This is a genomic window from Shewanella psychrotolerans (assembly GCF_019457595.1).
Lineage (GTDB): Bacteria > Pseudomonadota > Gammaproteobacteria > Enterobacterales > Shewanellaceae > Shewanella > Shewanella psychrotolerans.
The window spans coordinates 897,908-919,178 of record NZ_CP080419.1 but is presented as its reverse complement, the minus strand read 5'-3'; the positions used below and the strand labels follow the sequence as shown (position 1 = coordinate 919,178).

Sequence of the window (21,271 nt, the reverse complement as noted above, 5' to 3'; positions counted from 1 at the left end):
ATATTATTTTTATAATTAGGGGGATAACAACAAAAAGCGGAGTACCCTATGAAATTGAATGTCGCCACTAGAGTTATCGGTGGGTTTAGCGTTGTAACTTTATTGCTAATAGCATTAGGTGTTGCTTCATTAATAACCAACGAAAATATCAAATCGAGTACTCTGGTGTTGCAAGATTTGAGTATACCAGCGTTAGAAAGTAGCAATCATCTGACACAAAATTTAGCACTTCAAGAGAAACAACTTTTAGTCGCGTTTCATACTACACGTTCAGAAAAAATGCCTAAAGTTGAACAGAATTTCGAGGAGTATTCTCAGAGTTTTTTAAACGAAATAGGTACCTTACAATCGATCATCAGTGGCCATAGACAAGAGCTGGATGCCCAAATCACTTCGTTAAAAGCTAACTATCAGGGCTTTAAAGATAACAGCTTAAAAATGATGTCAGCACGTGAACAGTCTTTGCAAACTCAAGAAGGTCTACTAAAGCAGCTCGAAGATCTCGAAATTGCTGTCGATGATACCGCATCGCTGCTTATCGACCTGGTCGATTACGAATCCAGCGAAGACCCAACAGAAAGAGAAATCGCTGCAACAGCAGGCAACATAGACACCAGCTTTAGCAGTCTTATCACTAGTAGTTACGACCTCGTAAAAACTACAGAGAAATCGAAGTTCGAAACCATCACCAAAGAACTCGAATATGTAATCAGTGATGTAACGAACAAGCTGGAATATGTAAGTCGCCACTGGGAAGGAGTTATAGACCAAGATGTTATCGACGATATAACTAAAGAAGCAACAAAAGCCCTCGATATGCTTAACGGCGCAAATTCACTCCAGACTCGCAAAGGTAAACAACTCTCGCTTGATGCATCTACAACTAGGCTTTTAGAGCAAGTTGAAATCAACGTTGGCTCAGTAAACCAAAGTATGAATAGCCTTAATAAGCAGATCGAAGTTGTTTCACAAAAAGTCAGTAACGCTGCGTTAAAGGATATCGATAATGCCAGCTATAAAACCATGGCATTAGTACTAATCGCCATTATAGTCTCAATCATTGTCAGTATTGCAGTGATACGTCCACTCAAGCGCTCTTTAGACAGTGTGAATAACGCGCTCGACATTTTGGCTTCAGGCAATCTAACTCATAAGCTAGATGATTCTGGTCATGATGAGTTTGCAGAGTTATCACGTAACTGTAATCGTCTCGTCGACAGCTTAAGAACCCTCATACAGGGTATTTTAGACCGTTCTAATCAGTTAGCTGCCGCAGCAGAAGAAACCTCAGCCATTACCGCTCAAACCACTGCAGGTATTCAAGAGCAAAAGAATCAAGTTGACCAAGTGGCAGCAGCAACAACTGAGCTAAGTTCTAGTGCGATGCAAGTCACAAGCAGCGCCGACGAAGCTTTGACTCAAATAAAACAGGCCGATGATGAAGCTCAGCATATGCGTACCATTGCCGATGAAAACAAACGCACAATACTTGCACTCGCTGACGAAGTCTCAAAAGCATCTCAAGTGATCAACAAGGTACACTCTGACAGCGCTTCTATTGGCTCTATTTTGGATGTTATTCGAGGTATCGCAGAGCAGACTAATCTACTGGCACTCAACGCCGCTATTGAAGCGGCACGAGCTGGCGAACAGGGACGAGGGTTTGCCGTCGTTGCAGATGAGGTTCGTAGCCTAGCTTCTCGTACCCAAGATTCAACTCAAGAGATCCAGCAGATGATCCAAGTGCTGCAACAAGGCACTCAAGAAGCGGTATCAGTGATGGAACTTGGACGCAATCAAGCTAATAGCTGCGTCGAAAAAACAGAGCAAGCAAATATTGCTTTGGAAAGTATCAGCCAGGCAGTGCATAATGCCCATGACTCAGGTACTCATATTGCTAATGCAGCCCAAGAGCAGAACTTAGTCAGCCAGCAAGTTTCCGAGAAGCTAGAGCATATTGCAGCCATATCTGAAGAAACCGCAACGGGTGCAGACCAGACAGCGCAATCGAGTCATCAAGTTGCGCAACTTGCCGAGGAGCTTCAAGCTTCTGTCGGTGAGTTCAGGGTTTAAACTTAAAATAAGCCTGTTATTCTCAGGCTTATACCAATTAGTATAAAGATGTGATCGCTCAGCGAGAATTTAGCGCTTATGAGGCAAGGCAACGAGTGAAGAGCATAGTTGTTCTACGGTCAAACTCGTTAACACAGCATCGAAAGCGCTAAAACTCGCCTGTTAGGCGTGTTTTTGGCTTCCTACTTCTGCGTTGAACGGCCTCACAAGGGAGTGACCATTCCATCGTCCATTCGCCTTGAATTAGTTGCCAAAAAACACGCTGAGTAGATCACTTTCTTATACTGATTGGTATTATTTGGCGAATTCAGCAAATATAAGACATAAAAAACCGGATATAACATCCGGTTTTTTTTTAGTAAAATGTAGCTTAAAACTAATCTAATTACCCCGATATACGCTCTTTTATCGCAGCAGTGATTTCACTACCACCGTGCCCATTAGCTTCGGCCCATTCAACAACGGTTTTACCATCAGCCTCTTTAGCAACTAAATCAGAAGTAGATAAACGTTTTGCCACGAAAGACCCCACATCATTCGCACCACTTTTTATCGCAAAGCGTAAAAGACTATCACCTTCACAGGTGAGTGCTTGATAAACGGTACGCAACTTAACACGTGTTTCTTTTAATTTATTACGTAAACGGTTTTTATCATCTGCATGAACATAGTTGCAAATATTCGCTGCAAGCTGATCATTAGCATCAGCATGTACCGGAACAGTATAAGTATAAGCAGAGGCTGCAATAACCACAGCAATCGTTGTAGGTAACAAGCGCATCGGGTACTCCTATAATATTTTATTATTTTCAATAGAATAAGAATCACTCTATTATTCTAAAGACAACTCAGGACAACACCCTAATTTAACATTTTTTCACCAAAGTGATAAAGCGATATTGCAAGCTTTTATCATTTGTGTGACTTTCGCTTGCCTCTATTTGCCAAGACCCATCATCCCAAAGAGGAAAATGAGTATCCCCTTCTACATCTAAGGAGATCTCGGTCAAGTATAGAATATCCGCTTTAGGTAATAGCGCTTGATACAACTGTCCTCCACCGATAACAACTAGCTCTTCACATTCGCCAGCTAATTCGACCGCTTTCTCAAATGAAGTCGCACAAGTGACGCCTTCAATGAATAAATCTTTCTGCCTACTAATAACGATATTATGACGCCCAGGTAATGGCCGACCTATTGATTCAAACGTCTTTCGCCCCATGACCACAGGCTTCCCTAATGTCATAGCCTTAAAATGACGTAAATCTTCGGGCAAATGCCAAGGCATCTGATTATCTTTCCCGATAACCCGGTTATTCGCCATCGCGGCAATCATTGCAATTTTCATGGGCTCTCCAACGGTCTTTTGCCGTTTATTGAATTCAAAATCAGATCACAGGACGGGTACGAAAATAGAGCAGGCTGGGCATAGCCAATCCCACTGACAGTGCGCCTAAAATAAAGATGGTCTTCAGACCATTACTGACCACCTCGGCAGTTAGATCGGGATTGACCTCAGACAGAGCGGTCAACTGTACCAAGGCGATAACCGTATTGTAGGCATAAGTTCCAGGGATCATCGGGATAATTGCCGCAACCGCATACATGAGCGGCGGTGCAAGATGTCTCTTCGCGAAACCTATGGTTAATACACCGACCAGAGCTGCGGCCGCGAAGGTCCCCCACTCTATCGGCATACCAAAATGCATGAGCAAGGTACGTAAGCTATGGCCTAAAGCCCCGCCAAGGGCACAGTAAGGCAAAAAACGCCTCGGCACATTGAATACCATGGCAAACCCCACCGCAGGCACAGCCGAGAACAGTGCATCATTCAGCAGCTGAATGAACAGATCCATCATAGGAATAGTCCCCCAATCTGCATCGCAATAGTGATCCCGATAACCGACGAAACAGTTAACAGAGTGGCATGTCCCCAACGTGAGATCCCCACATTCAGGTGCCCCTTCACCATATCAGAGATAGCGTTGATCATAGGGAAGCCTGGGACTAGCATCAGTACGCTGGCAGCCATTGGTAACTTGGGGGTATCAGTCACTTGCAGGTGATACCCCAGTTGCGCCACCAAAGTGGTGACAAAGGCGGTAACGGCAAAGTTCAACAGCAGGTTGAAATGTCGCTTGGCAATAGCGAGGCGAACCGACATCCCCGCTGAGGCCGCTAATATCGTGATCAATACAGCCATGGTATCACCGCCAAACAGGTGGCAAAAGCTACCGCACGAAAGGCCGATCATGGGCACTAAATAGCGTTTGGGATAGCTCTTGGGTTGAATGCGGGCAACACGCTTACGCACTTCATTGAGGCCGTAGATCCCCTTTTCGGTCAATAGGCAGATACGCTGCAGCTCGCAGACGACACTCATATTGATACCATGTTCGCGAATCCGTCTGGTCGTCGTAATACAACGCCCATGCACTAAGCTGGTTAAAACGAGTGAATTGGAAGAGATTGAGATCTCAACACTGGCAAGGCCTAACGCCTGACCTAAGCGCTGACTGATCTCTTCTACAAGTTCAGATTCAGCACCATAGGCCAGAAGGAGTTGTGCAACCCGGACCACTTGCCGAGTAATATCATTTTGAGTATCTGCGTACACGTTATTCTCAGAATGAAAACATTAACAAGCGATAGTTATCTTTGATAGATGATCTCAACATCATAGTCATCATCGTCAAAGTCATCATCAAAATCATCATCATAATCTTCGTTAACAACCTCTTGATTCTGTTGATGATAATTATCCCATTTAAACTCAACTTCAGCATCAGGATCGGCTTCTTCTTCTTCAGGAAGCGCATCGATAAAATCCATCAGCTTAAGAGATAATGCTTCTGTACCTTGACGGTTATATGCCGAAATACTAAAGACTTCACCCTGCCAATCAAGCTCTTTAACAATACGTTCAATACGTTCTTGAATCTCTTCTTCAAGCAACAAATCCGTCTTATTAAACACTAACCAACGAGGTTTACTCGCAAGCAATGGAGAATGTTTTTCAAGCTCGCCAACAATCGCACGTGCACTATCAACAGGATCACTACCATCGATAGGCTCAATATCTAAGATATGCAATAATACACGACAACGTTCAAGGTGTTTAAGGAACCGAATACCAAGACCTGCACCATCGGCAGCGCCTTCAATCAAGCCAGGAATATCAGCCACAACGAAACTCTGCCCGTGACGTGGATTAACTACCCCTAAATTAGGCACTAAGGTCGTAAATGGATAATCAGCGACTTTAGGCTTAGCTCTCGATACAGCTCGGATAAAGGTAGACTTACCAGCATTAGGCATACCTAATAAGCCAACATCCGCAAGTAACATCAGTTCAAGCCGTAAGCTACGAACTTCACCCGGCGTTCCTAACGTTTTCTGTCTAGGTGCACGGTTAGTACTGCTTTTAAATCGCGTATTTCCCAAACCATGGAAACCGCCCTTAGCAACTAATAACTTTTGACCGTGAGTTTTAAGATCACCTAAGGCTTCTTGAGTCTCTTCGTCAACCGCACGAGTCCCCACTGGTACTTTAAGAATTAGATCTTCACCACCGTGGCCTGTACAATCGCGTCCGCGGCCATTTTTACCACGCTCGGCAAAATGAAAACGTTCAAAACGATAATCGATTAGTGTGTTGAGGTTTTCGTCCGCTTCTAAATAGACACTACCGCCATCACCACCATCACCGCCATCAGGACCACCATCCGGCACATATTTTTCACGTCTAAAACTAACGCAACCACTACCGCCATCACCAGCTTCAACTCTGATCACAGCTTCATCGACAAACTTCATACCAACTCCAGGCACCGCACAATAGACCGATTATACTGCCTATCTAATCGTACCGCCAAAAAAACAATTATCGTATCGAGCTAACAAACAAGGTTACTCAATGCTTTTCTGGTGCTGGAGCAACATAATCGGCTCATTTCACCAGATATTAATCTTTATAAACAATAAAGCCCTACCAGAGGCAGGGCTTTATAAACTATCTTAGGTGAACTAAGAATTAAGCTTCGATGCTAATGAACTTACGGTTCTTAGGACCTTTAACTTCAAACTTAACCTTACCGTCAGTTAGTGCAAATAGAGTATGGTCACGACCAATACCTACGTTAACACCTGCGTGGAACTTAGTACCACGTTGACGTACGATGATGTTACCAGCAAGAACTGATTCACCACCGAAACGCTTAACACCTAGACGTTTACTTTCTGAATCGCGGCCGTTACGAGTAGAACCGCCAGCTTTTTTATGTGCCATTAGTCAGACCCCTTATTAAGCGTTGATAGCTGTAATTTTAACTTCGGTGAACCACTGACGGTGGCCCATCTTTTTGTCGTGGTGCTTACGACGACGGAACTTAACAATAGTCACCTTCTCGCCACGGCCATGGCTGACAACTTCAGCTACAACCTTACCACCTTCAACTAAAGGTGCACCAACATGAACAGTCTCACCATCAGCAACCAAAAGAACTTGGTCGAATTCGATGGTTTCGCCTGTAGCGACTTCTAATTTTTCTAGACGAACAGTATGGCCTTCAGCAACACGGTGCTGCTTACCACCACTTTGAAAAACAGCGTACATAGCTATTTTACTCCGATATTTCAAGCACGCAGACCTTTTTGGTTTGGCTGGGTGCTATAAAAGCTTTAATGACAATGGTCGCGGAGTTTACGCTAAGTTAGCCAAGCTGACAACCCCTAATTCACTTTGATCAAAAAAAGATCGGAATTACTCGCACATTGTCGTTCTAATACTGTCTTGCAATCCATTTTTAGGTAGAATCTACTTATTATAACAATTTTGCCTTAATTTGGGTTGCCTGAACAACTTAGCACCCCTACAAGTAGAGCCTATATATGGATTTGAACGCCATTCGTCAGCTGGCTGATGCTGATATGAAAGCCGTCGACCAACTTATTTATAAGCAGTTGGAATCAGATGTAGCCCTAATTAATCAACTTGGGTTCTACATTATTAATGGTGGGGGCAAAAGAATGCGCCCACTACTCTCAATTCTTGCCGCAAGGGCCATCGCCTATGAAGGTACGACTCACTTAAAGTTAGCGGCAATTGTGGAGTTTATTCATACGGCGTCATTACTTCACGACGATGTAGTAGATGAATCCCTGCTTCGGCGTGGTCGAGAAACCGCGAATGCGCTATTTGGTAATAGCGCAAGTGTCCTTGTCGGTGACTTTCTCTACACTCGCTCATTCCAGATGATGACAGAGCTTGGCAGTATGAAAGTACTCGAAGTGCTCGCTGATGCAACTAATGTGCTTGCAGAAGGTGAAGTCCTTCAGCTAATGAACTGCAACGACCCTGATACCACAGAAGAGCGCTATATGCGTGTAATCTACTGTAAAACGGCTAAGTTATTCGAAGCAGCGACACGTTTAGCTGGCGTACTGGCAGGAAGCAGCATTGAAGTACAAACAGCCCTAGCCGATTATGGTAAATACTTAGGCACCGCATTCCAGCTGACTGACGATCTACTCGACTATACTGCTGAAACAGAAGAGTTAGGCAAAAATATAGGCGATGATCTTGCAGAAGGTAAACCAACCCTGCCTCTCATCTACGCTATCGCTAATGGGACGGAGCAAGAACAAGCACTTATTCGCAGTGCTATTGAGAAGGGCGATGGCTCAGGCCACATCGAAACCATTCTAAATGCACTAAATCAATGTGGTGCATTAAAATACACAGAGAAAAGAGCGCTAGAAGAAGCTGAGAAGGCGATAGACGCGTTAGATATATTACCAGATACCGATTATAAGCAAGCATTAATATCGCTAGCGAGAATCGCTGTCGCACGCAATCATTAATCGCACTCAGTAAGTCATAACAGCGTCGTTAAGTCTCGCGTTAACCTAAAGTTGATGACAAAGTGTAGACATAAAAATGGAGCCTCTAGGCTCCATTTTTATTACTTAGTTTTAGATTACTTCACAAATTCGACACCAAGCTTTATATCAGCTTTAAGCGTGTCGAGCATTGCATCACGAGCGTTGGCTTCAAACTCACTCACGTCTCCGTATGCAAGTACTTGTTCCACCCCATTCTTACCAAGAAGAATTGGTTGAGCAAAAAATTCGGCATGCTCGCTACCACCGTCTACATAAGCGCACTCAACCACATTGGCTTCGCCTTGTAGACCACGAACCAGTGATAGACCGAAACGACATGCCGCTTGACCCATAGAGAGGGTTGCGCTGCCCCCACCGGCTTTAGCTTCAACAACTTCAGTACCTGCATTCTGAATACGCGTAGTCAGAGCAGCAACTTCTTCATCACTAAAGCTCACGCCTTCAACTTGTGAAAGAAGGGGAAGAATCGTCACGCCACTATGGCCACCGATAACATTCACTTTAACATCGGCCACATCTAAACCTTTAGCTTCAGCAACGAAAGTTTCAGATCGAATAATATCTAGAGTCGTCACACCAAATAAACGAGCTTTATCATATACGCCGGCAGCTTTTAATACTTCAGCAGCAATTGCTACTGTCGTATTCACAGGATTAGTAATGATACCAATAAGCGCCTTTGGACAAGTCGCAGCACACTTTTCAACAAGATTACGTACAATACCAGCATTAATATTGAATAGATCTGAACGATCCATACCAGGCTTACGTGCGACACCCGCAGAAATAAGAACCACGTCGGCACCTTCTAGTGCGGGAGTAGGATCTTCACCAGCAAACCCTTTGACTTCAACCGCCGTAGGGATATGGCTTAAATCAACCGCAACACCAGGTGTTACAGGCGCAATATCATAAAGGGACAATTTCGAACCAGCAGGCAATTGAGTCTTAAGTAGTAGAGCAAGAGCCTGGCCGATACCACCAGCGGCACCAAGTACAGCAACTTTCATAGTTATCTCCGTCAATTCTTGGGTATTTGTGATGCAGATCATAATTCACTGATGGCGCAACATTACTGCAATCACATAAATAATTCAATTATCCGTTAGTCGTGTAGCCAGATATTTTACTTTTCTGCTCTAAATTGTTATTTCACTTGCTATCACGTATAGTCGGTGTGCCAACAAATCTTTCCACATCCCTTCATACACCACAATGTTAAAAGTGAATTTTTATTCACATTTTCCGATTAACACTTGACTTCAGCACTAACTCTATTCAGAATGAGCCAGATTTTTGAATAAAGAATAATAAAATTATGCAAGCAAATAAGAGTCAAGACGAATTAATCAAGACCTTTAAAGCTATTTTGAAAGAGGAGCGTTTTGGCTCTCAAAGTGAAATAGTCAACGCCCTTCAAGCTGAAGGCTATAGCAATATCAATCAATCTAAAGTCTCTCGCATGCTGAGTAAGTTTGGCGCTGTACGTACTCGTAACGCGAAGCAAGAGATGGTGTATTGCTTGCCGGCAGAGTTAGGGGTGCCGACGGCAGGTAGTCCACTTAAAAACTTAGTTCTAGATGTTGATCATAATCAATCAATGATTGTGATTCGAACCAGCCCAGGCGCAGCACAGTTAATTGCAAGACTACTCGACTCAATAGGTAAGCCCGAAGGTATCTTGGGGACTATTGCTGGTGATGACACTATTTTTATCTGTCCTTCTAATATTCAAGAAGTAGATAAGACGCTAGACACGGTGAAATCACTATTTAATTATGCTGACTAAATAGAGGCCGTTACTCTTGCTAGCTCAGTTTAACTTAAGTTGATTAACGCGCTTTTTACCTCTAAAAAGCTAGAGCACAAAAAATGGTTAAATAAAAACACACCTTTAAGGTGTGTTTTTTATTCTATGTTAGCTAACAGCTTAGATTCAGTAGTTAATCAACGACGCTTTCCATAAAGTCCAATGACGGCGCAAAAAACGCGGAGCCTGTTAGTGCTTGAGTAAAATGCATCAGGTGGTCATGATGTCCCTCTCCGTCACCATGGATCATGCTATGCAGCATTTTTTCGAAATGCACCGAATTACGGCAATTAGAGATAAACATTAACCCCTGCTCTTTCATCGACCCATAAGGCATACTCTGCCTTAAAATCTCCATTGACTTACCATCACTGTCTTTAAGATTAACTCGTTTCGTATGGCTAGTTAACGCTTTCTCTTCTGATGCGTATTCAATGTTGTCGATCTTTGTCCGGCCGAAGATATCTTCTTGTTTCTTTAGCGGTAATCTATGCCACTTACTTAAATTATGCGCGTATTTTTGTACATGCACATAACTCCCTGAACGAAATGGCCTATCTTCATCGCCAACTAAAGCCACTTCTTGACGATGACGGCCTTTAGGATTTTCAGTGCCATCAACAAACCCTGTAAGATCGCGAGTATCCATAAATTGGAAACCTCGCTCTTCATCAACAAGTTCAACGAGGTCCTCAAACATCTGACACACTTCATTAGCAACCAAGTGCAATATGTCGTAACGATCACATCGAAGATGAACGAAAAGATCATATTCGTGCGCTGGCGCATCTCGATTGTCAGAGCTCATTGCAGGAAAGGGTTTGAGTTGCGCTGGTCTGGCTATTGGATACAAGTTATCCCAATAATTAGCACCAATAGCCACAAAACCATTAAATGCACTATCAGCGTACTGATCTGATAAGTCATAAATATATTGAGCAATGTTTGCGACACAGGGACGCAATTGAGATTCAACGCCATCATTAGCGCTAAACATTAAATAAACACTATGCAAATTACCTTCTGCGCACACACCCAACTGTTCACGTGGCATAACCTGACTATCCATATAACCCCTACCCTTTGTCAGTCTCAACTTCGGCAATATTATCCGAAACTTTAGCGGTAAATAGTATTACATAACCCAAAAACCATTAAAATGAAACCCATATAACCGTTCAGGTTAACGTGTTTTTCTCCTAACGACCAGATACAGTTACAAAAGTGTTAAGCGTGATACCATTAAAACAAAACTAAGGCATGCTCCAGAATTTTAAAGCTAACACTTTGACCGACTTCAAGCCCGATCTGAGCCGTCTTGATATCGAAAATATGATCATCGGCCTGTACTCGGTAATGACAAATACTCCCTAAGAATCGTCGTTCAATAATACGTCCTAAGCCTTGTTCATCAGCAGTGATCGCTATCTGCTCTGGCCGTAAAAGTAGCTCGCCATGATAACCTATAGCTAGCTCCATTGATTGCGAGCTTTTCGCTTCGCCTATTGGAGTCGCGACGGTCATCTCATCAATTACTGTGGCAGCGACATAATTTCCTTTGCCAAGAAACTCAGCAACATATTTATTTGATGGATGACTATAAAGCGTTTCAGCACTGCCATATTGCGCAATTGCACCCTCGTTGAATAGAGCTAGTTTATCGGCAAATACGAATGCTTCGTCTTTGCTGTGGGTAACAAATACGGCGCTCACGTTACGTTGCTTCAATATAGCGCGGATCTCCAGCATCATCTCGCTACGTACTTTTGCATCAATATTGGAAAAAGGCTCATCGAGTAATAACAGCTCTGGCTCATAAGCAAGCGCACGAGCGATAGATACTCTTTGTTGCTGCCCACCAGATAGTTCGTGAGGATAGCGTTTGGCCAAACCATCAAGTTTAACCAGCGTTAACATCTCATCTAATCTCTGTTGCCGCTCGACTTTACTCAGCCCCTTTACGCCAAACAAAATATTCTCAGCCACAGTCAGGTGCGGGAAAAGCGCATAATCTTGAAAGATCATCCCCACCTCCCGTTGATCACTTGGAATGAATATATCGCCCGCCGACAATAATCGGCCATTAATGCTTATCAGCCCTTGAGTAATTGGCTGAAGCCCCGCAATTGCACGTAGTAACGTCGTCTTACCGCAACCACTTGGCCCAAGTAAGGCAGCGATTTCTCCTTGTTGAATATTAAGATTGAGTCCGCTCAATATCACCTGACCGTGATAATCACTATGAACGTTTTCGATATTAAGTGTCGACATAATTAGCTGCGATGCTCCAGAGAACGATTTAAATAGATAAGCGGAACAAGTCCAACAAGAACAATCACGATTGCCGCCAGTGCGCCATGTTCTAACTGTTCATCTGATACGAATTGATAGACATAAGTTGCAAGGTTTTCAAAACCAACGGGTCTAAGCAGCAGCGCAGCAGGAAGCTCCTTCATGCTCTCGATAAACACCAGCAATAGCCCTGCAAATATCCCCTTTCTAAGTAATGGTAAATGAACGCGCCACAACAAGATTTTCGGCTTAATCCCCATAGTAATTGCAGCCATATCGAGCGTCGGACTAATTCGCTTATAACTACTCTCTACACTGCCAATCGCTATCGCCACAAAACGAACACTGAAACCAAACAGCAATACAAAAACACTACCACTTAAAATCAGTCCGGGACCAATTGCATTAAAATAGGCATAAATGTCATTTATCGCAAAATCTAAGTATGTCAGTGGTACTAGTACGCCAATCGCGAGTACTGTGCCAGGTAAAGCATATCCGGTTGAAGCAAATCGAGAGGGAAGCTTATCGACCTTGTGTGGACTACATCTTCTAACAAACATCAACAATACCGCGATGCAGACGGTAATAACACTAACGAGCACCGCAATATAAAGGCTGTTAACAGCATAGTTGAGAAAGTCACGATTCCAGCTCACCTCAAAATACTGCCATCCATACCCCACTAGAATGATAAACGGTAACAAAAAGGCCAATAATAACAATCCAAAACAGTATGTCAGAGCCAAATATCCCTGCATTTTTGACAACGGATAACGGTCGCCATCATTTAACTCGGTATGCTTTTGAAATAGCTTTTGTTTTCTACGGGCAAACCGCTCTATACCTATGATGCCAAAGACGACAAACAACATGATGGCGGACAACTTAGCGGCAGCAGACAAACTGCCATATTCCAGCCAAGTATCATAAACGGCTGTAGTTAATGTCGGTACAGCAAAGTAACTCACGGTCGCAAAATCTGCCGCGGTTTCCATCGCAACTAATGCCCCACCGACAGCGAGAGCGGGTCTTGCCATAGGTAAGCTTAGACGCCAAAAGCTGCGCCATGGCCCACACCCCATAACCCGGGCAGCATGTTGCAAACTGGACGACTGCTCTAAAAAAGCCGTACGTGCTAAAAGATAAATATAGGGAAACAACACCAAAGCCAAGATGACAGAGGCACCCGCTAAGGTACGGATGTCAGGAAAGAAATAATCTTGAGGCGATTGCCAATTAAACAGGTGCCTCAACCCACGCTGAATAGGTCCCGCATAATCCAATAGATCGGTATAAACGTAGGCGACGATGTAAGCAGGCATAGCTAATGGCAGTAACAAAGCCCATTGAAAAATTTGCCGTCCAGGAAAGTCACAACGTGCAACTAACCATGCAGCAGGGATAGCGATCACCGTGGCTCCGATACATACAGAGAGCATCAATAACAAGGTATTGAGTATATAAGTCGGCAATACCGTGTTGAGCAGATGGGGGAAAATCGATTCATCAAGGGCTGTCGCCTGAATAACGATGGCGACAAGAGGGAGCGTCAATATTGCTGCAACAACATAGCTGGCTAACGACCAACGCTTAGCAAAACCTAAAATCATTAATTATCTCTTTTAACTCAGTCGCACAATTATCTGCCATCAACCTAAATCTAATCTTAAAGAACAAGAATAATAAATGACAAAATGAGCATTATTCGATAAAAAATAAAATAGCCCTCTCTATAGAGAAGGCTATCGCTTAAAGTCTATTAATCTGTTTTACAACACGCCATCACAGATCAAACTGAACCTCATCTAATAACTTAACTGCAGCTTTATGATATTCTGCTAATTTAAAAATCGGCAACTCATCGGATTTAAACTCCCCCCATGACGAGACAAGTTTTGACGGCGCCACATTTAACTTAACTGGATACTCCATATTGACTTCGGCATAAGACTTTTGCGCGGCATCACTTGATAGATATTCCATTAACTTTATTGCATTCTGTTTGTGTGGAGCATGCTTCGCTAAAGCCATACCAGAAACATTGATATGGGAACCTCGATTCTCTTGGTTCGGAAAGTTGATACTTACCGCCTCAGCCCAAGAGACTTGATTAGGGTCTTGCAGCATCTTACCTAAGTAATAACTGTTGCCAATGGCCAGGTCGCACAATCCCTCTTTAACCGCCTTGACCTGAGCGCGATCGTTCCCCTGAGGCTTGCGAGCCAAGTTTGCCTTGACACCTTCTAACCATACTTTGGTTTCCTGTTCTCCATGATGTGCGATCATGGACGCGACTAAAGAGATATTGTAAGGATGCTTGCCGCTACGAGTACAAATTTTGCCTTTAAACTTAGGATCAGCAAGATCTTCGTAGTCTATCGCTATTGGTCCCACCCGCTCTTTGGATGAATAGACATTTCTCACCCGCTTGGTCAATGCATACCAGTCATTTTGTGGCGATCTTAATGCCTGAGGAATATTGTCATTCAAGGTTTTACTATTCACAGGCTGCACGAGTTCTTTGTCTACTAACTCCATTAAACGAGAAAAATCTGATGTCAAAATCAAATCTGCAGGAGATAAGCGCCCTTCTCGCGCAACGCGTTCAGCAATGCCGTTTTTAGAAAAGACGACATTGACCTTCACGCCAGTTTCTTTAGTAAAGTCGGCAAGAATAGGTTCTATCAAAAACGCCTGACGATAGGAATAAACGGTTAAGGTGTCAGCCGCGTTCACTAACGTTGTGACACAAGCTAATCCTAAAACAGCCAAGCTTTTAACAAACTTCATTTATACTCTCCCACAACAATGGTGATAATGATTATCAATTACGGGTAGATTAATCAATCGATTGTTAAACGGCAAGCTAAAATCCCCAAAATCTATCTAGTATAAATTTTGCTCCTTTAAAGGTCTCAAACTAGACTTTGCTAAAAATAAGCAACAAACGGTATCGATATCTTGATTAAAATATTTGCTCTGGTGTTAGCTGTCACCGTCTTAATGTTTATGTTTAAACACAGATTTACTCGAAGGAAATTAAGGCGCTCTAAGAAAACGGTCCATCAACATGATAAAATTCGTCATAGCCCAATTAGTGAGCAACCACCGATTGCAAGTGAGCAGGAATTGATCTCAACTCACGAGGGGAAAGCAACCCCTCACTCCTATCACTGCGTTGAAATTGTGAATGAATCGGGCATGTGTGCTAGCGCAAAAGGATTAAAAGGCAAGCGCTATCTCTCTCAAGAAGCCCCTAGGCTGCCACTAGCTGGCTGTGAAAATGAAGAGTGTTGCTGCCGTTATATTCATTATGAAGATAGAAGAAAATACAATGAAGATAGACGATTAGATTTCGGAGTTACGCAAGAATTATTCGGCGTATTTGGTGAAAAGAATCGCCGAGGATCTAACCGGAAGGGACGACGATCATCAGATTAAAAATAGCGTTAGACTGCTAATTTAAAAATGCTATTCATATGATTAATGTAAAATAGCCATAAACCCAACAAAAACAATAATCGATATATTATTGTCCGACTAACATGATTTAACTACCAATACTTTTCAACCGTAATTTGTCCTGGTGCCCGACGTAAATTTTTCGCTAACCCACGCTCAAGTAGCAATTGATTGAGCTCTTTAATCATCTCGGGATGACCACATATCATCACCTGCGCATCTTCGGCTGTGAGCTTGACTCCTATTTGCGCTTCTATCACACCAGAGAGCATTCCTTGAGGTATACGCATATTAATTGCACCTTCATAAGGTTCTCTCGTTACCGAAGTCACCAATTCAAACTGTCCTGGATACAGAGACTTAAATGATTTCAGTTCTTCAAAGTAAGCCAGGTCATCTGCATGCCGGACACCATAAACCAAAATGACTTTCTCAAAACGACTCCAAGGTTGTGCTGTTCTCATCATTGAAATAAACGGCCCTACAGCAGTACCTGTGGCGAACAGCCATAAATGACGCCCTTGATTAGGTAATTCATCAAGCGTCATAAAACCTGCAGCTTTAGTAGAAATATCAATTCTGTCACCGACTTTCAAAGCTTGAAGGTTTGGAGACAGCATTCCACCTTCAACATTAATCGCCAGCACTTCGACAAAATCACTTGATGGGGCATTAACAAGCGAATAGGCGCGCGCCACACGCTTACCTTCTATATGTTGCGACAATTTTATAAATTGCCCAGCAATAAAATCACCGATATCAGCAGATAGCTTTAAAGTAAATAGTTGATCATTCCAATCTATACGCTCTACTACTCTAGCCTCCCCCCACATATATCCACCTCATCAATTAATTTTAACTGGTAATATATCCATCATTGATGGTTATTTCTCGTAGAGTCAAGATAACAAAAACTCCCTTTAAATAGCGGCTCATTATTGCAAGCAGACAAACCTATCTTTACTCAGGCTCTTTATCTGTAGTAAAGCTGTCTCGAAATGCCATCAAACCTTCCTGCACTAATCCGTAGGTTTGCTCGACACCATCTGCAATATCACCCTCGAGAACTTTGAGACCAGACAAAATGTCTTTTGCTTCATCAAATCCCTGATCGATCGCACCGCCAATAACATCCATAAAGGAACTGAGCTGCTCATCAAACGACATACCACGATTTTGTTCTTGATGAATGGCAAAAAATTGAGTCGCAAAGCTAACAATACGGTCAGCAGTTGCTTCAGGGGAAGTATCAACACCTTGTTCTGCGGCAGTTTCGATTGCTCGCTCACCCATAATAGGTGCCAACTCTTCATTTATCGCCTCAATAGCCGCTTTATATAGCAAGCGCATCGGCTCATTACCTGAACTCAAATTGACTTCTTGTTGAGCAGATAAGATAGCAGAATTCATCAAGTGCTTACTTGCAGCTAAAGCAGTCTTATTTTTGGCAACCTCAGAGACCTGCTGCCCATGATTCGATGTGGTTTCTGATTTTTGACGAGCAACCTCAGATACAGCCCCACCGTGATTTTGAATTTGCATAACTTCCTCTCTCAACATAACAGCCGATCGCCCATCTTCTATTATCGACCATTTTTCAAACAGCTTTAGACAAAAGTGTGAAATTCATCACAATTATTCGAATTTCCCCCCAGACTAGGGTATACTGCGACAGTTGCCATAGTAATGAAGCCACGACAATGCGACTGATTGGTATTTTTATAATTGCAGCATTATGCTTTAGCGCGACATCCGCCGCGCAGGACGCTATAACGAAAAGCGTTATCTTAGTTAGGCATGCTGAAAAATCGACAGAACGACAAGATCCGAGTCTTACTGAAGCAGGGAAGATTAGAGCGAGACAGCTTGCAAAAACGTTAGCAAAAACGGAGCTAACACTCGCAATAAGTACTCAGTTCGCGCGAACAAAAGAAACCTTGGAACCAATCACTAATGCGCAAAAAATTCCGTTGCTAATAATGCCAGCGACAAACGATATTAACCAACATATTCAACAAGTCGTAGCAAAAGTGAAACAGCACGATGGCAACATTATCATCGCGGGACACTCGAATACGGTTCCTCTGATAATAAAAGCTTTAGGGGGGCCGAAAATACCAATGTTATCAGAAGGCGAATATGACAATTTATTCATTGTCTCAATCCCCCAAAATGGTGCAGTAAGCTTGATCCGAACCCAATACGGTGCAAGTTCAAGCAACAATAATGAGTAGCTAAATATTAATCTAGATAGCCCTAGATTTATGGGCTAAACTCTATTACATTAGCAATGCATGGAATAGGGGGCGCTATTAGCCCAAGGTTTAAAGTAAGGAGAACTACTGGTGAGTGATTCATTTTTTGGATCGGGAAGTAAAAGCAAACCGTTATCGGTGAGCTGCCAAAATTGCGACCGATTAACCGTGATCGAAGGTGAAACAATCTGCTTTAAAGGCGGTGAAATAATTCGCCTAACCCCTTATGAGCCAAACAACATGAAGTTAAGCCTACTTTGTGATGGCTGGAGACTGATTAATACCTCCAAGTCAGCCTAAGGGCTAACCATACCTATAAAATCCTGCGAAGATATCTTTGGCTCTCTCGTTACTCCTTCAATTGATGTATCACCAACAATCTTTGACAAAGTCAGTCCTCTGGTTGTCACCCGCAGATAGGAAGTTAATTGCGCGTATACCAACATAAGTTCTTCTTGCTCTAAGCCACGCTTTTTTAATGTAGCCATAATAGCTAACCAGTCAGTATCTACGGTGGCGTGCTGACCCTCAATGCTCGCATGAATTGGTATATTTTTCATCGATATATTCTCGTTGCATTTTGCCTTCAACTTATTATGCAGCTGCAACCTGAACAAGAACTTAATTAACCAGCATTTATACTCATCAGTATCAGAAATTGTTCTACTGAGCGTGTTTTTTGGCAACTCCTTCAAAGCTAATTTATGATGGAGTGCTTGTTCCCTTGTGAGACCACTCAACGCATAAGTCGGAAGGTAAAAACACGCCTAACAGGCGAGTTATAGTACTTTTGATACTGTGTTAACGAGTTTGAGCCTAGAACAAGTATGCCCTTCACTCGTTGCAAACCACAAGGTCTTGCATCTTCCCTACATCCTCGCTGAGTGATCAGCTCATTGGTATAAAGCACATAAGATTATCATTGATGCTGATTCTGGACGGTCCATAGCTTGTGATACACCCCCCCAGCTTTTAACAAGCTATGATGATCTCCTCGCTCAACAATCTTCCCCTGACTTAACACTAAAATTTGATCGGCATCGACTACCGTAGATAGCCTGTGAGCGATCACTAAACTTGTATGTCCTTTAGCCATCTCTTTTAACGCTTTAAGTATTGCCTGCTCAGAATGACTGTCGAGTGATGAGGTTGCCTCGTCAAACACCAATAAAGGAGAGCCCTTCAATATCGCCCTTGCAATTGCCACTCTTTGCTTCTCTCCTCCTGACAACTTTAAACCTCGCTCACCGACTTTGGTATGCCAGCCATCATTAAGTTGTGCAATAAATCCTGAGAGATGTGCCATTTTAATAGCCTTATTCACCTCCTCATCAGAAGCATGAGGTGAGCCATAACGAATATTTTCAAGCAATGAATCGTTAAATAGCACGGTATCTTGAGGTACTATCGCAATTGCTTGGCGTAAGGCATTTTGGGTTAAAGAGCAAATATTGTAGTTGTCTATACATATGTATCCCTGCTGCGCCTCATAAAAACGAAACAGTAATTTAACTATCGTCGACTTACCTGCGCCGCTATCGCCGACAATGGCGACTTTCTTCCCTGGCGGTAATTCAAAACTCACATCATTGAGGATCATCCGTCCATCATAATTAAAGCTGATATTGTCAAAACGTAACCCACCTCGGAGTATCTCTGGGCTGCTCGCATCAGTGCTATCTTGGATTTTAGGTTCTCTATCCAACAACGAGAACATACGTTCAATATTAGCCAAGGCTCCTCGGATCTCTCGGTAGACAAACCCTAAAAAATTAAGAGGCATAAACAATTGCATCATGAAGGCATTAATGAGAACAAAATCACCAATGGTCATAGCTCCTTCACTCACATGTTTTGCGGCAAGAGCAAGCATCATCGTCATTGCCAACGAAATAATGAGCGCTTGGCCTGCATTTAATGCAAATAAGGATAAGCGGTTGCTACGTTTAGCACTCTCCCAAGCCTCTAAGGTCTGGTCATACTTTTCAGATTCATAGGTTTCATTATTAAAATACTTTACGGTTTCGTAGTTCAACAAACTATCTATTGCTCGCGTATTAGATTGCGAATCAGCGCGTGCGGCCTCTCGAACAAATTCAGTACGCCATTCTGTCGCAACAACTGAAAACAAAATATAAGCGGTAACCGCACCTAAAGTGATAAGCGCAAAAAGAACCCCATAATTGTAAAACAAAATGCCCACGACTAAGGCTATCTCCAACATAGTTGGCACAATATTAAACACCATAAAACGCATTAAGAAACTCACGCCACTAGTGCCTCGTTCGATATCACGAGATAAACCACCTGTTCGGCGCTCTAAATGAAACGCTAAATCCAGCCTGTGCAGGTGCTCGAATACGGAAAGGCCTAGACGACGAATCGCACGCTCTGTTACACGACCAAACAGCGTATCTCTCACCTCGGAAATCACAGTATTGAGTAAACGCATTCCGCCATAGGCAACAACAAGCGCAATAGGAACACTAATCATCTGCTCAGTAGATGCAACACTTAAGGTATCGACTAAAGACTTGAGTATGAATGGTAACCCGACGCTGGCTATCTTAGCGATAACCAAACATAGCAAAGCTAACACCACTCGTCCCTTAAACTCTAATAAGTAGGGCCAAAGCAACTTAAGAACATGCCAGTTTAATTTATCAATTGGACCATCAAAATACAGTGTGGGGCGCATAATTACTCCATGTAAAAAAACAAAATACAGATCGCCCCAAGGCTTACATCTGATAATAGTTAGAAAAATTGAACCTATCCCAACTTGAGTGTCTGTGTCTTAGTCACTCTGAATCAAGCTCCTACCTAATTGGTAATACTAACCTAAACAAGAGATTAATCTTGTTGTCTAATATGATTAAAACCAAGAAACTAATTACGCTTAACTCTGTACAGCCCTCGACCTTAAACTAGTCCTTTCAGTGACTTTCAACATTAGTGATTCCAAGAACAGATAACTTACTTTAACGCTGAGCTAAAACTCAAACTGTGATCATATGTCAGTAACAACAATCAACTCCTAGTAAACAGATTCCCCAGACATATCGAGTAGCACTTTAGTTCTACATTTTGTGTAAAAAACGATAAAAAAGAACTAGAATAGAGTGAATAATTTACCAAATATGCTCAAATGAGATGAATTGTTGTTATCTCTTTATATATATTTTGGTAATCTGCACTTGTCGCTAAGGCTGCTTAACCTTAGCGAGTATGACATCGGGAATAACCCCATATAGTTAAAGGAAGCCGATATGCCACAATCATCTGAAGCAAAATACCCACCATTGCCGTTAATACAAACTTGGGTATGGATGATGACAGAATCGAATAGCCCAGAAATTCAACAAAAAGGGCAAAACAACTTGATATCGTCTTTTGGTAGTCTCGCAAAAGCAAATGAATATTTGGTAAAACAGAAGTTAATATAACGACTGTAAGCTAATTTAATAAAAG

At 42.6% G+C, this 21,271-nt stretch carries 23 protein-coding genes; 7 read left to right on the top strand and 16 right to left on the bottom strand.

Features of this window, described 5'->3' with window-relative positions; genetic code table 11:
• Window positions 1-48 precede the first annotated feature (48 nt).
• A complete protein-coding gene (locus K0I62_RS04060; protein WP_220070248.1) occupies window positions 49-2,073 on the top strand; it encodes a methyl-accepting chemotaxis protein in 2,025 nt (674 codons plus the stop codon).
• A 385-nt stretch (window positions 2,074-2,458) separates the two neighbouring features.
• Here the strand turns inward: K0I62_RS04060 and K0I62_RS04055 are convergent, their stop codons facing one another.
• From K0I62_RS04055 to rplU, 7 genes are all read right to left on the bottom strand, one after another.
• Complete coding sequence (locus K0I62_RS04055; RefSeq protein WP_220070247.1) at window positions 2,459-2,854, bottom strand: DUF3718 domain-containing protein; 396 nt, start codon at window positions 2,852-2,854, stop codon at window positions 2,459-2,461.
• Window positions 2,855-2,939: 85 nt separating this feature from the next.
• On the bottom strand, window positions 2,940-3,422 hold the full coding sequence (gene folA / locus K0I62_RS04050) for a type 3 dihydrofolate reductase (protein ID WP_220070246.1): 483 nt from the start codon (window positions 3,420-3,422) through the stop codon (window positions 2,940-2,942).
• Between the two features lie 40 nt (window positions 3,423-3,462).
• Entirely contained in the window at window positions 3,463-3,933 is a 471-nt protein-coding gene (locus tag K0I62_RS04045; protein ID WP_220070245.1) for a threonine/serine exporter family protein, read from the bottom strand.
• Complete coding sequence (locus K0I62_RS04040; protein WP_220070244.1) at window positions 3,930-4,691, bottom strand: threonine/serine exporter family protein; 762 nt, start codon at window positions 4,689-4,691, stop codon at window positions 3,930-3,932. The genes K0I62_RS04045 and K0I62_RS04040 overlap by 4 nt, the downstream gene beginning before the upstream one ends.
• 35 nt (window positions 4,692-4,726) lie before the next feature.
• Complete coding sequence (cgtA, locus tag K0I62_RS04035) at window positions 4,727-5,890, bottom strand: Obg family GTPase CgtA (RefSeq protein WP_220070243.1); 1,164 nt, start codon at window positions 5,888-5,890, stop codon at window positions 4,727-4,729.
• Between the two features lie 217 nt (window positions 5,891-6,107).
• Window positions 6,108-6,362: a 50S ribosomal protein L27 gene (gene rpmA / locus K0I62_RS04030; RefSeq protein WP_011864676.1), complete on the bottom strand. Its 255-nt coding sequence runs from the start codon at window positions 6,360-6,362 to the stop codon at window positions 6,108-6,110.
• Between the two features lie 15 nt (window positions 6,363-6,377).
• Window positions 6,378-6,689, bottom strand: a complete 312-nt coding sequence (rplU, locus tag K0I62_RS04025; protein ID WP_033537952.1) for a 50S ribosomal protein L21 — start codon at window positions 6,687-6,689, stop codon at window positions 6,378-6,380.
• Window positions 6,690-6,964: 275 nt separating this feature from the next.
• Between rplU and ispB the strand changes: the two genes are divergently transcribed.
• Window positions 6,965-7,936 (top strand): octaprenyl diphosphate synthase, encoded by a 972-nt coding sequence (gene ispB, locus K0I62_RS04020; protein WP_220070242.1) that lies wholly within the window; start codon window positions 6,965-6,967, stop codon window positions 7,934-7,936.
• Window positions 7,937-8,052: 116 nt separating this feature from the next.
• Here ispB and mdh read toward each other — a convergent pair whose 3' ends face one another.
• Entirely contained in the window at window positions 8,053-8,988 is a 936-nt protein-coding gene (mdh, locus tag K0I62_RS04015) for a malate dehydrogenase (RefSeq protein ID WP_220070241.1), read from the bottom strand.
• Window positions 8,989-9,296: 308 nt separating this feature from the next.
• On the opposite strand from mdh, the gene argR reads away from it, so the two are divergent.
• Window positions 9,297-9,767 (top strand): transcriptional regulator ArgR, encoded by a 471-nt coding sequence (gene argR, locus K0I62_RS04010; protein ID WP_220070240.1) that lies wholly within the window; start codon window positions 9,297-9,299, stop codon window positions 9,765-9,767.
• A gap of 154 nt (window positions 9,768-9,921) precedes the next feature.
• Here the strand turns inward: argR and K0I62_RS04005 are convergent, their stop codons facing one another.
• From K0I62_RS04005 to K0I62_RS03990, 4 genes are all read right to left on the bottom strand, one after another.
• Entirely contained in the window at window positions 9,922-10,857 is a 936-nt protein-coding gene (locus K0I62_RS04005) for a Dyp-type peroxidase (RefSeq protein WP_220070239.1), read from the bottom strand.
• Window positions 10,858-11,030: 173 nt separating this feature from the next.
• Complete coding sequence (locus K0I62_RS04000; RefSeq protein ID WP_220071274.1) at window positions 11,031-12,062, bottom strand: ABC transporter ATP-binding protein; 1,032 nt, start codon at window positions 12,060-12,062, stop codon at window positions 11,031-11,033.
• Window positions 12,062-13,693 (bottom strand): ABC transporter permease, encoded by a 1,632-nt coding sequence (locus tag K0I62_RS03995; protein WP_220070238.1) that lies wholly within the window; start codon window positions 13,691-13,693, stop codon window positions 12,062-12,064. The genes K0I62_RS04000 and K0I62_RS03995 overlap by 1 nt, the downstream gene beginning before the upstream one ends.
• A 172-nt stretch (window positions 13,694-13,865) precedes the next feature.
• Window positions 13,866-14,873, bottom strand: a complete 1,008-nt coding sequence (locus K0I62_RS03990) for a Fe(3+) ABC transporter substrate-binding protein (protein ID WP_220070237.1) — start codon at window positions 14,871-14,873, stop codon at window positions 13,866-13,868.
• A gap of 171 nt (window positions 14,874-15,044) precedes the next feature.
• Here K0I62_RS03990 and K0I62_RS03985 point away from each other — a divergent pair, with 171 nt between their 5' ends.
• Window positions 15,045-15,524: a hypothetical protein gene (locus tag K0I62_RS03985; protein ID WP_220070236.1), complete on the top strand. Its 480-nt coding sequence runs from the start codon at window positions 15,045-15,047 to the stop codon at window positions 15,522-15,524.
• A 113-nt stretch (window positions 15,525-15,637) separates the two neighbouring features.
• On the opposite strand, the gene K0I62_RS03980 is transcribed toward K0I62_RS03985, so the two are convergent.
• Complete coding sequence (locus tag K0I62_RS03980) at window positions 15,638-16,378, bottom strand: ferredoxin--NADP reductase (RefSeq protein WP_220070235.1); 741 nt, start codon at window positions 16,376-16,378, stop codon at window positions 15,638-15,640.
• 127 nt (window positions 16,379-16,505) lie between these two features.
• Window positions 16,506-17,087, bottom strand: coding sequence for a DUF5610 domain-containing protein (locus K0I62_RS03975; protein WP_220070234.1), 582 nt, complete (start codon window positions 17,085-17,087; stop codon window positions 16,506-16,508).
• 158 nt (window positions 17,088-17,245) lie between these two features.
• On the opposite strand from K0I62_RS03975, the gene K0I62_RS03970 reads away from it, so the two are divergent.
• Together K0I62_RS03970 and K0I62_RS03965 are read left to right on the top strand one after the other, a co-directional pair.
• Window positions 17,246-17,779 (top strand): phosphoglycerate mutase family protein, encoded by a 534-nt coding sequence (locus K0I62_RS03970; RefSeq protein ID WP_220070233.1) that lies wholly within the window; start codon window positions 17,246-17,248, stop codon window positions 17,777-17,779.
• A 111-nt stretch (window positions 17,780-17,890) separates the two neighbouring features.
• Window positions 17,891-18,100 (top strand): hypothetical protein, encoded by a 210-nt coding sequence (locus K0I62_RS03965; RefSeq protein WP_220070232.1) that lies wholly within the window; start codon window positions 17,891-17,893, stop codon window positions 18,098-18,100.
• On the opposite strand, the gene K0I62_RS03960 is transcribed toward K0I62_RS03965, so the two are convergent.
• On the bottom strand, window positions 18,097-18,360 hold the full coding sequence (locus tag K0I62_RS03960; RefSeq protein WP_220070231.1) for a hypothetical protein: 264 nt from the start codon (window positions 18,358-18,360) through the stop codon (window positions 18,097-18,099). The two genes, K0I62_RS03965 and K0I62_RS03960, sit on opposite strands and share 4 nt — an antisense overlap.
• A gap of 359 nt (window positions 18,361-18,719) precedes the next feature.
• Window positions 18,720-20,498, bottom strand: coding sequence for an ABCB family ABC transporter ATP-binding protein/permease (locus K0I62_RS03955; protein WP_220070230.1), 1,779 nt, complete (start codon window positions 20,496-20,498; stop codon window positions 18,720-18,722).
• Between the two features lie 571 nt (window positions 20,499-21,069).
• Between K0I62_RS03955 and K0I62_RS03950 the strand changes: the two genes are divergently transcribed.
• Window positions 21,070-21,246: a hypothetical protein gene (locus tag K0I62_RS03950; protein WP_220070229.1), complete on the top strand. Its 177-nt coding sequence runs from the start codon at window positions 21,070-21,072 to the stop codon at window positions 21,244-21,246.
• Window positions 21,247-21,271 lie beyond the last annotated feature (25 nt).

Excerpts from the sequence above, each read along its gene's own strand:
- rplU (WP_033537952.1), bottom strand. The coding sequence starts at position 6,689 with ATGTACGCTGTTTTTCAAAGTGGTGGTAAGCAGCACCGTGTTGCTGAA.
- K0I62_RS04055 (WP_220070247.1), bottom strand. The coding sequence starts at position 2,854 with ATGCGCTTGTTACCTACAACGATTGCTGTGGTTATTGCAGCCTCTGCT.
- K0I62_RS03970 (WP_220070233.1), top strand. The coding sequence starts at position 17,246 with ATGCGACTGATTGGTATTTTTATAATTGCAGCATTATGCTTTAGCGCG.
- K0I62_RS03990 (WP_220070237.1), bottom strand. The coding sequence starts at position 14,873 with ATGAAGTTTGTTAAAAGCTTGGCTGTTTTAGGATTAGCTTGTGTCACA.
- K0I62_RS04045 (WP_220070245.1), bottom strand. The coding sequence starts at position 3,933 with ATGATGGATCTGTTCATTCAGCTGCTGAATGATGCACTGTTCTCGGCT.
- mdh (WP_220070241.1), bottom strand. The coding sequence starts at position 8,988 with ATGAAAGTTGCTGTACTTGGTGCCGCTGGTGGTATCGGCCAGGCTCTT.
- folA (WP_220070246.1), bottom strand. The coding sequence starts at position 3,422 with ATGAAAATTGCAATGATTGCCGCGATGGCGAATAACCGGGTTATCGGG.
- argR (WP_220070240.1), top strand. The coding sequence starts at position 9,297 with ATGCAAGCAAATAAGAGTCAAGACGAATTAATCAAGACCTTTAAAGCT.
- K0I62_RS03955 (WP_220070230.1), bottom strand. The coding sequence starts at position 20,498 with ATGCGCCCCACACTGTATTTTGATGGTCCAATTGATAAATTAAACTGG.
- K0I62_RS03950 (WP_220070229.1), top strand. The coding sequence starts at position 21,070 with ATGCCACAATCATCTGAAGCAAAATACCCACCATTGCCGTTAATACAA.
- cgtA (WP_220070243.1), bottom strand. The coding sequence starts at position 5,890 with ATGAAGTTTGTCGATGAAGCTGTGATCAGAGTTGAAGCTGGTGATGGC.
- K0I62_RS04005 (WP_220070239.1), bottom strand. The coding sequence starts at position 10,857 with ATGGATAGTCAGGTTATGCCACGTGAACAGTTGGGTGTGTGCGCAGAA.
- K0I62_RS03975 (WP_220070234.1), bottom strand. The coding sequence starts at position 17,087 with ATGCAAATTCAAAATCACGGTGGGGCTGTATCTGAGGTTGCTCGTCAA.
- K0I62_RS03995 (WP_220070238.1), bottom strand. The coding sequence starts at position 13,693 with ATGATTTTAGGTTTTGCTAAGCGTTGGTCGTTAGCCAGCTATGTTGTT.
- K0I62_RS03980 (WP_220070235.1), bottom strand. The coding sequence starts at position 16,378 with ATGTGGGGGGAGGCTAGAGTAGTAGAGCGTATAGATTGGAATGATCAA.
- K0I62_RS03960 (WP_220070231.1), bottom strand. The coding sequence starts at position 18,360 with ATGAAAAATATACCAATTCATGCGAGCATTGAGGGTCAGCACGCCACC.
- rpmA (WP_011864676.1), bottom strand. The coding sequence starts at position 6,362 with ATGGCACATAAAAAAGCTGGCGGTTCTACTCGTAACGGCCGCGATTCA.
- ispB (WP_220070242.1), top strand. The coding sequence starts at position 6,965 with ATGGATTTGAACGCCATTCGTCAGCTGGCTGATGCTGATATGAAAGCC.
- K0I62_RS04060 (WP_220070248.1), top strand. The coding sequence starts at position 49 with ATGAAATTGAATGTCGCCACTAGAGTTATCGGTGGGTTTAGCGTTGTA.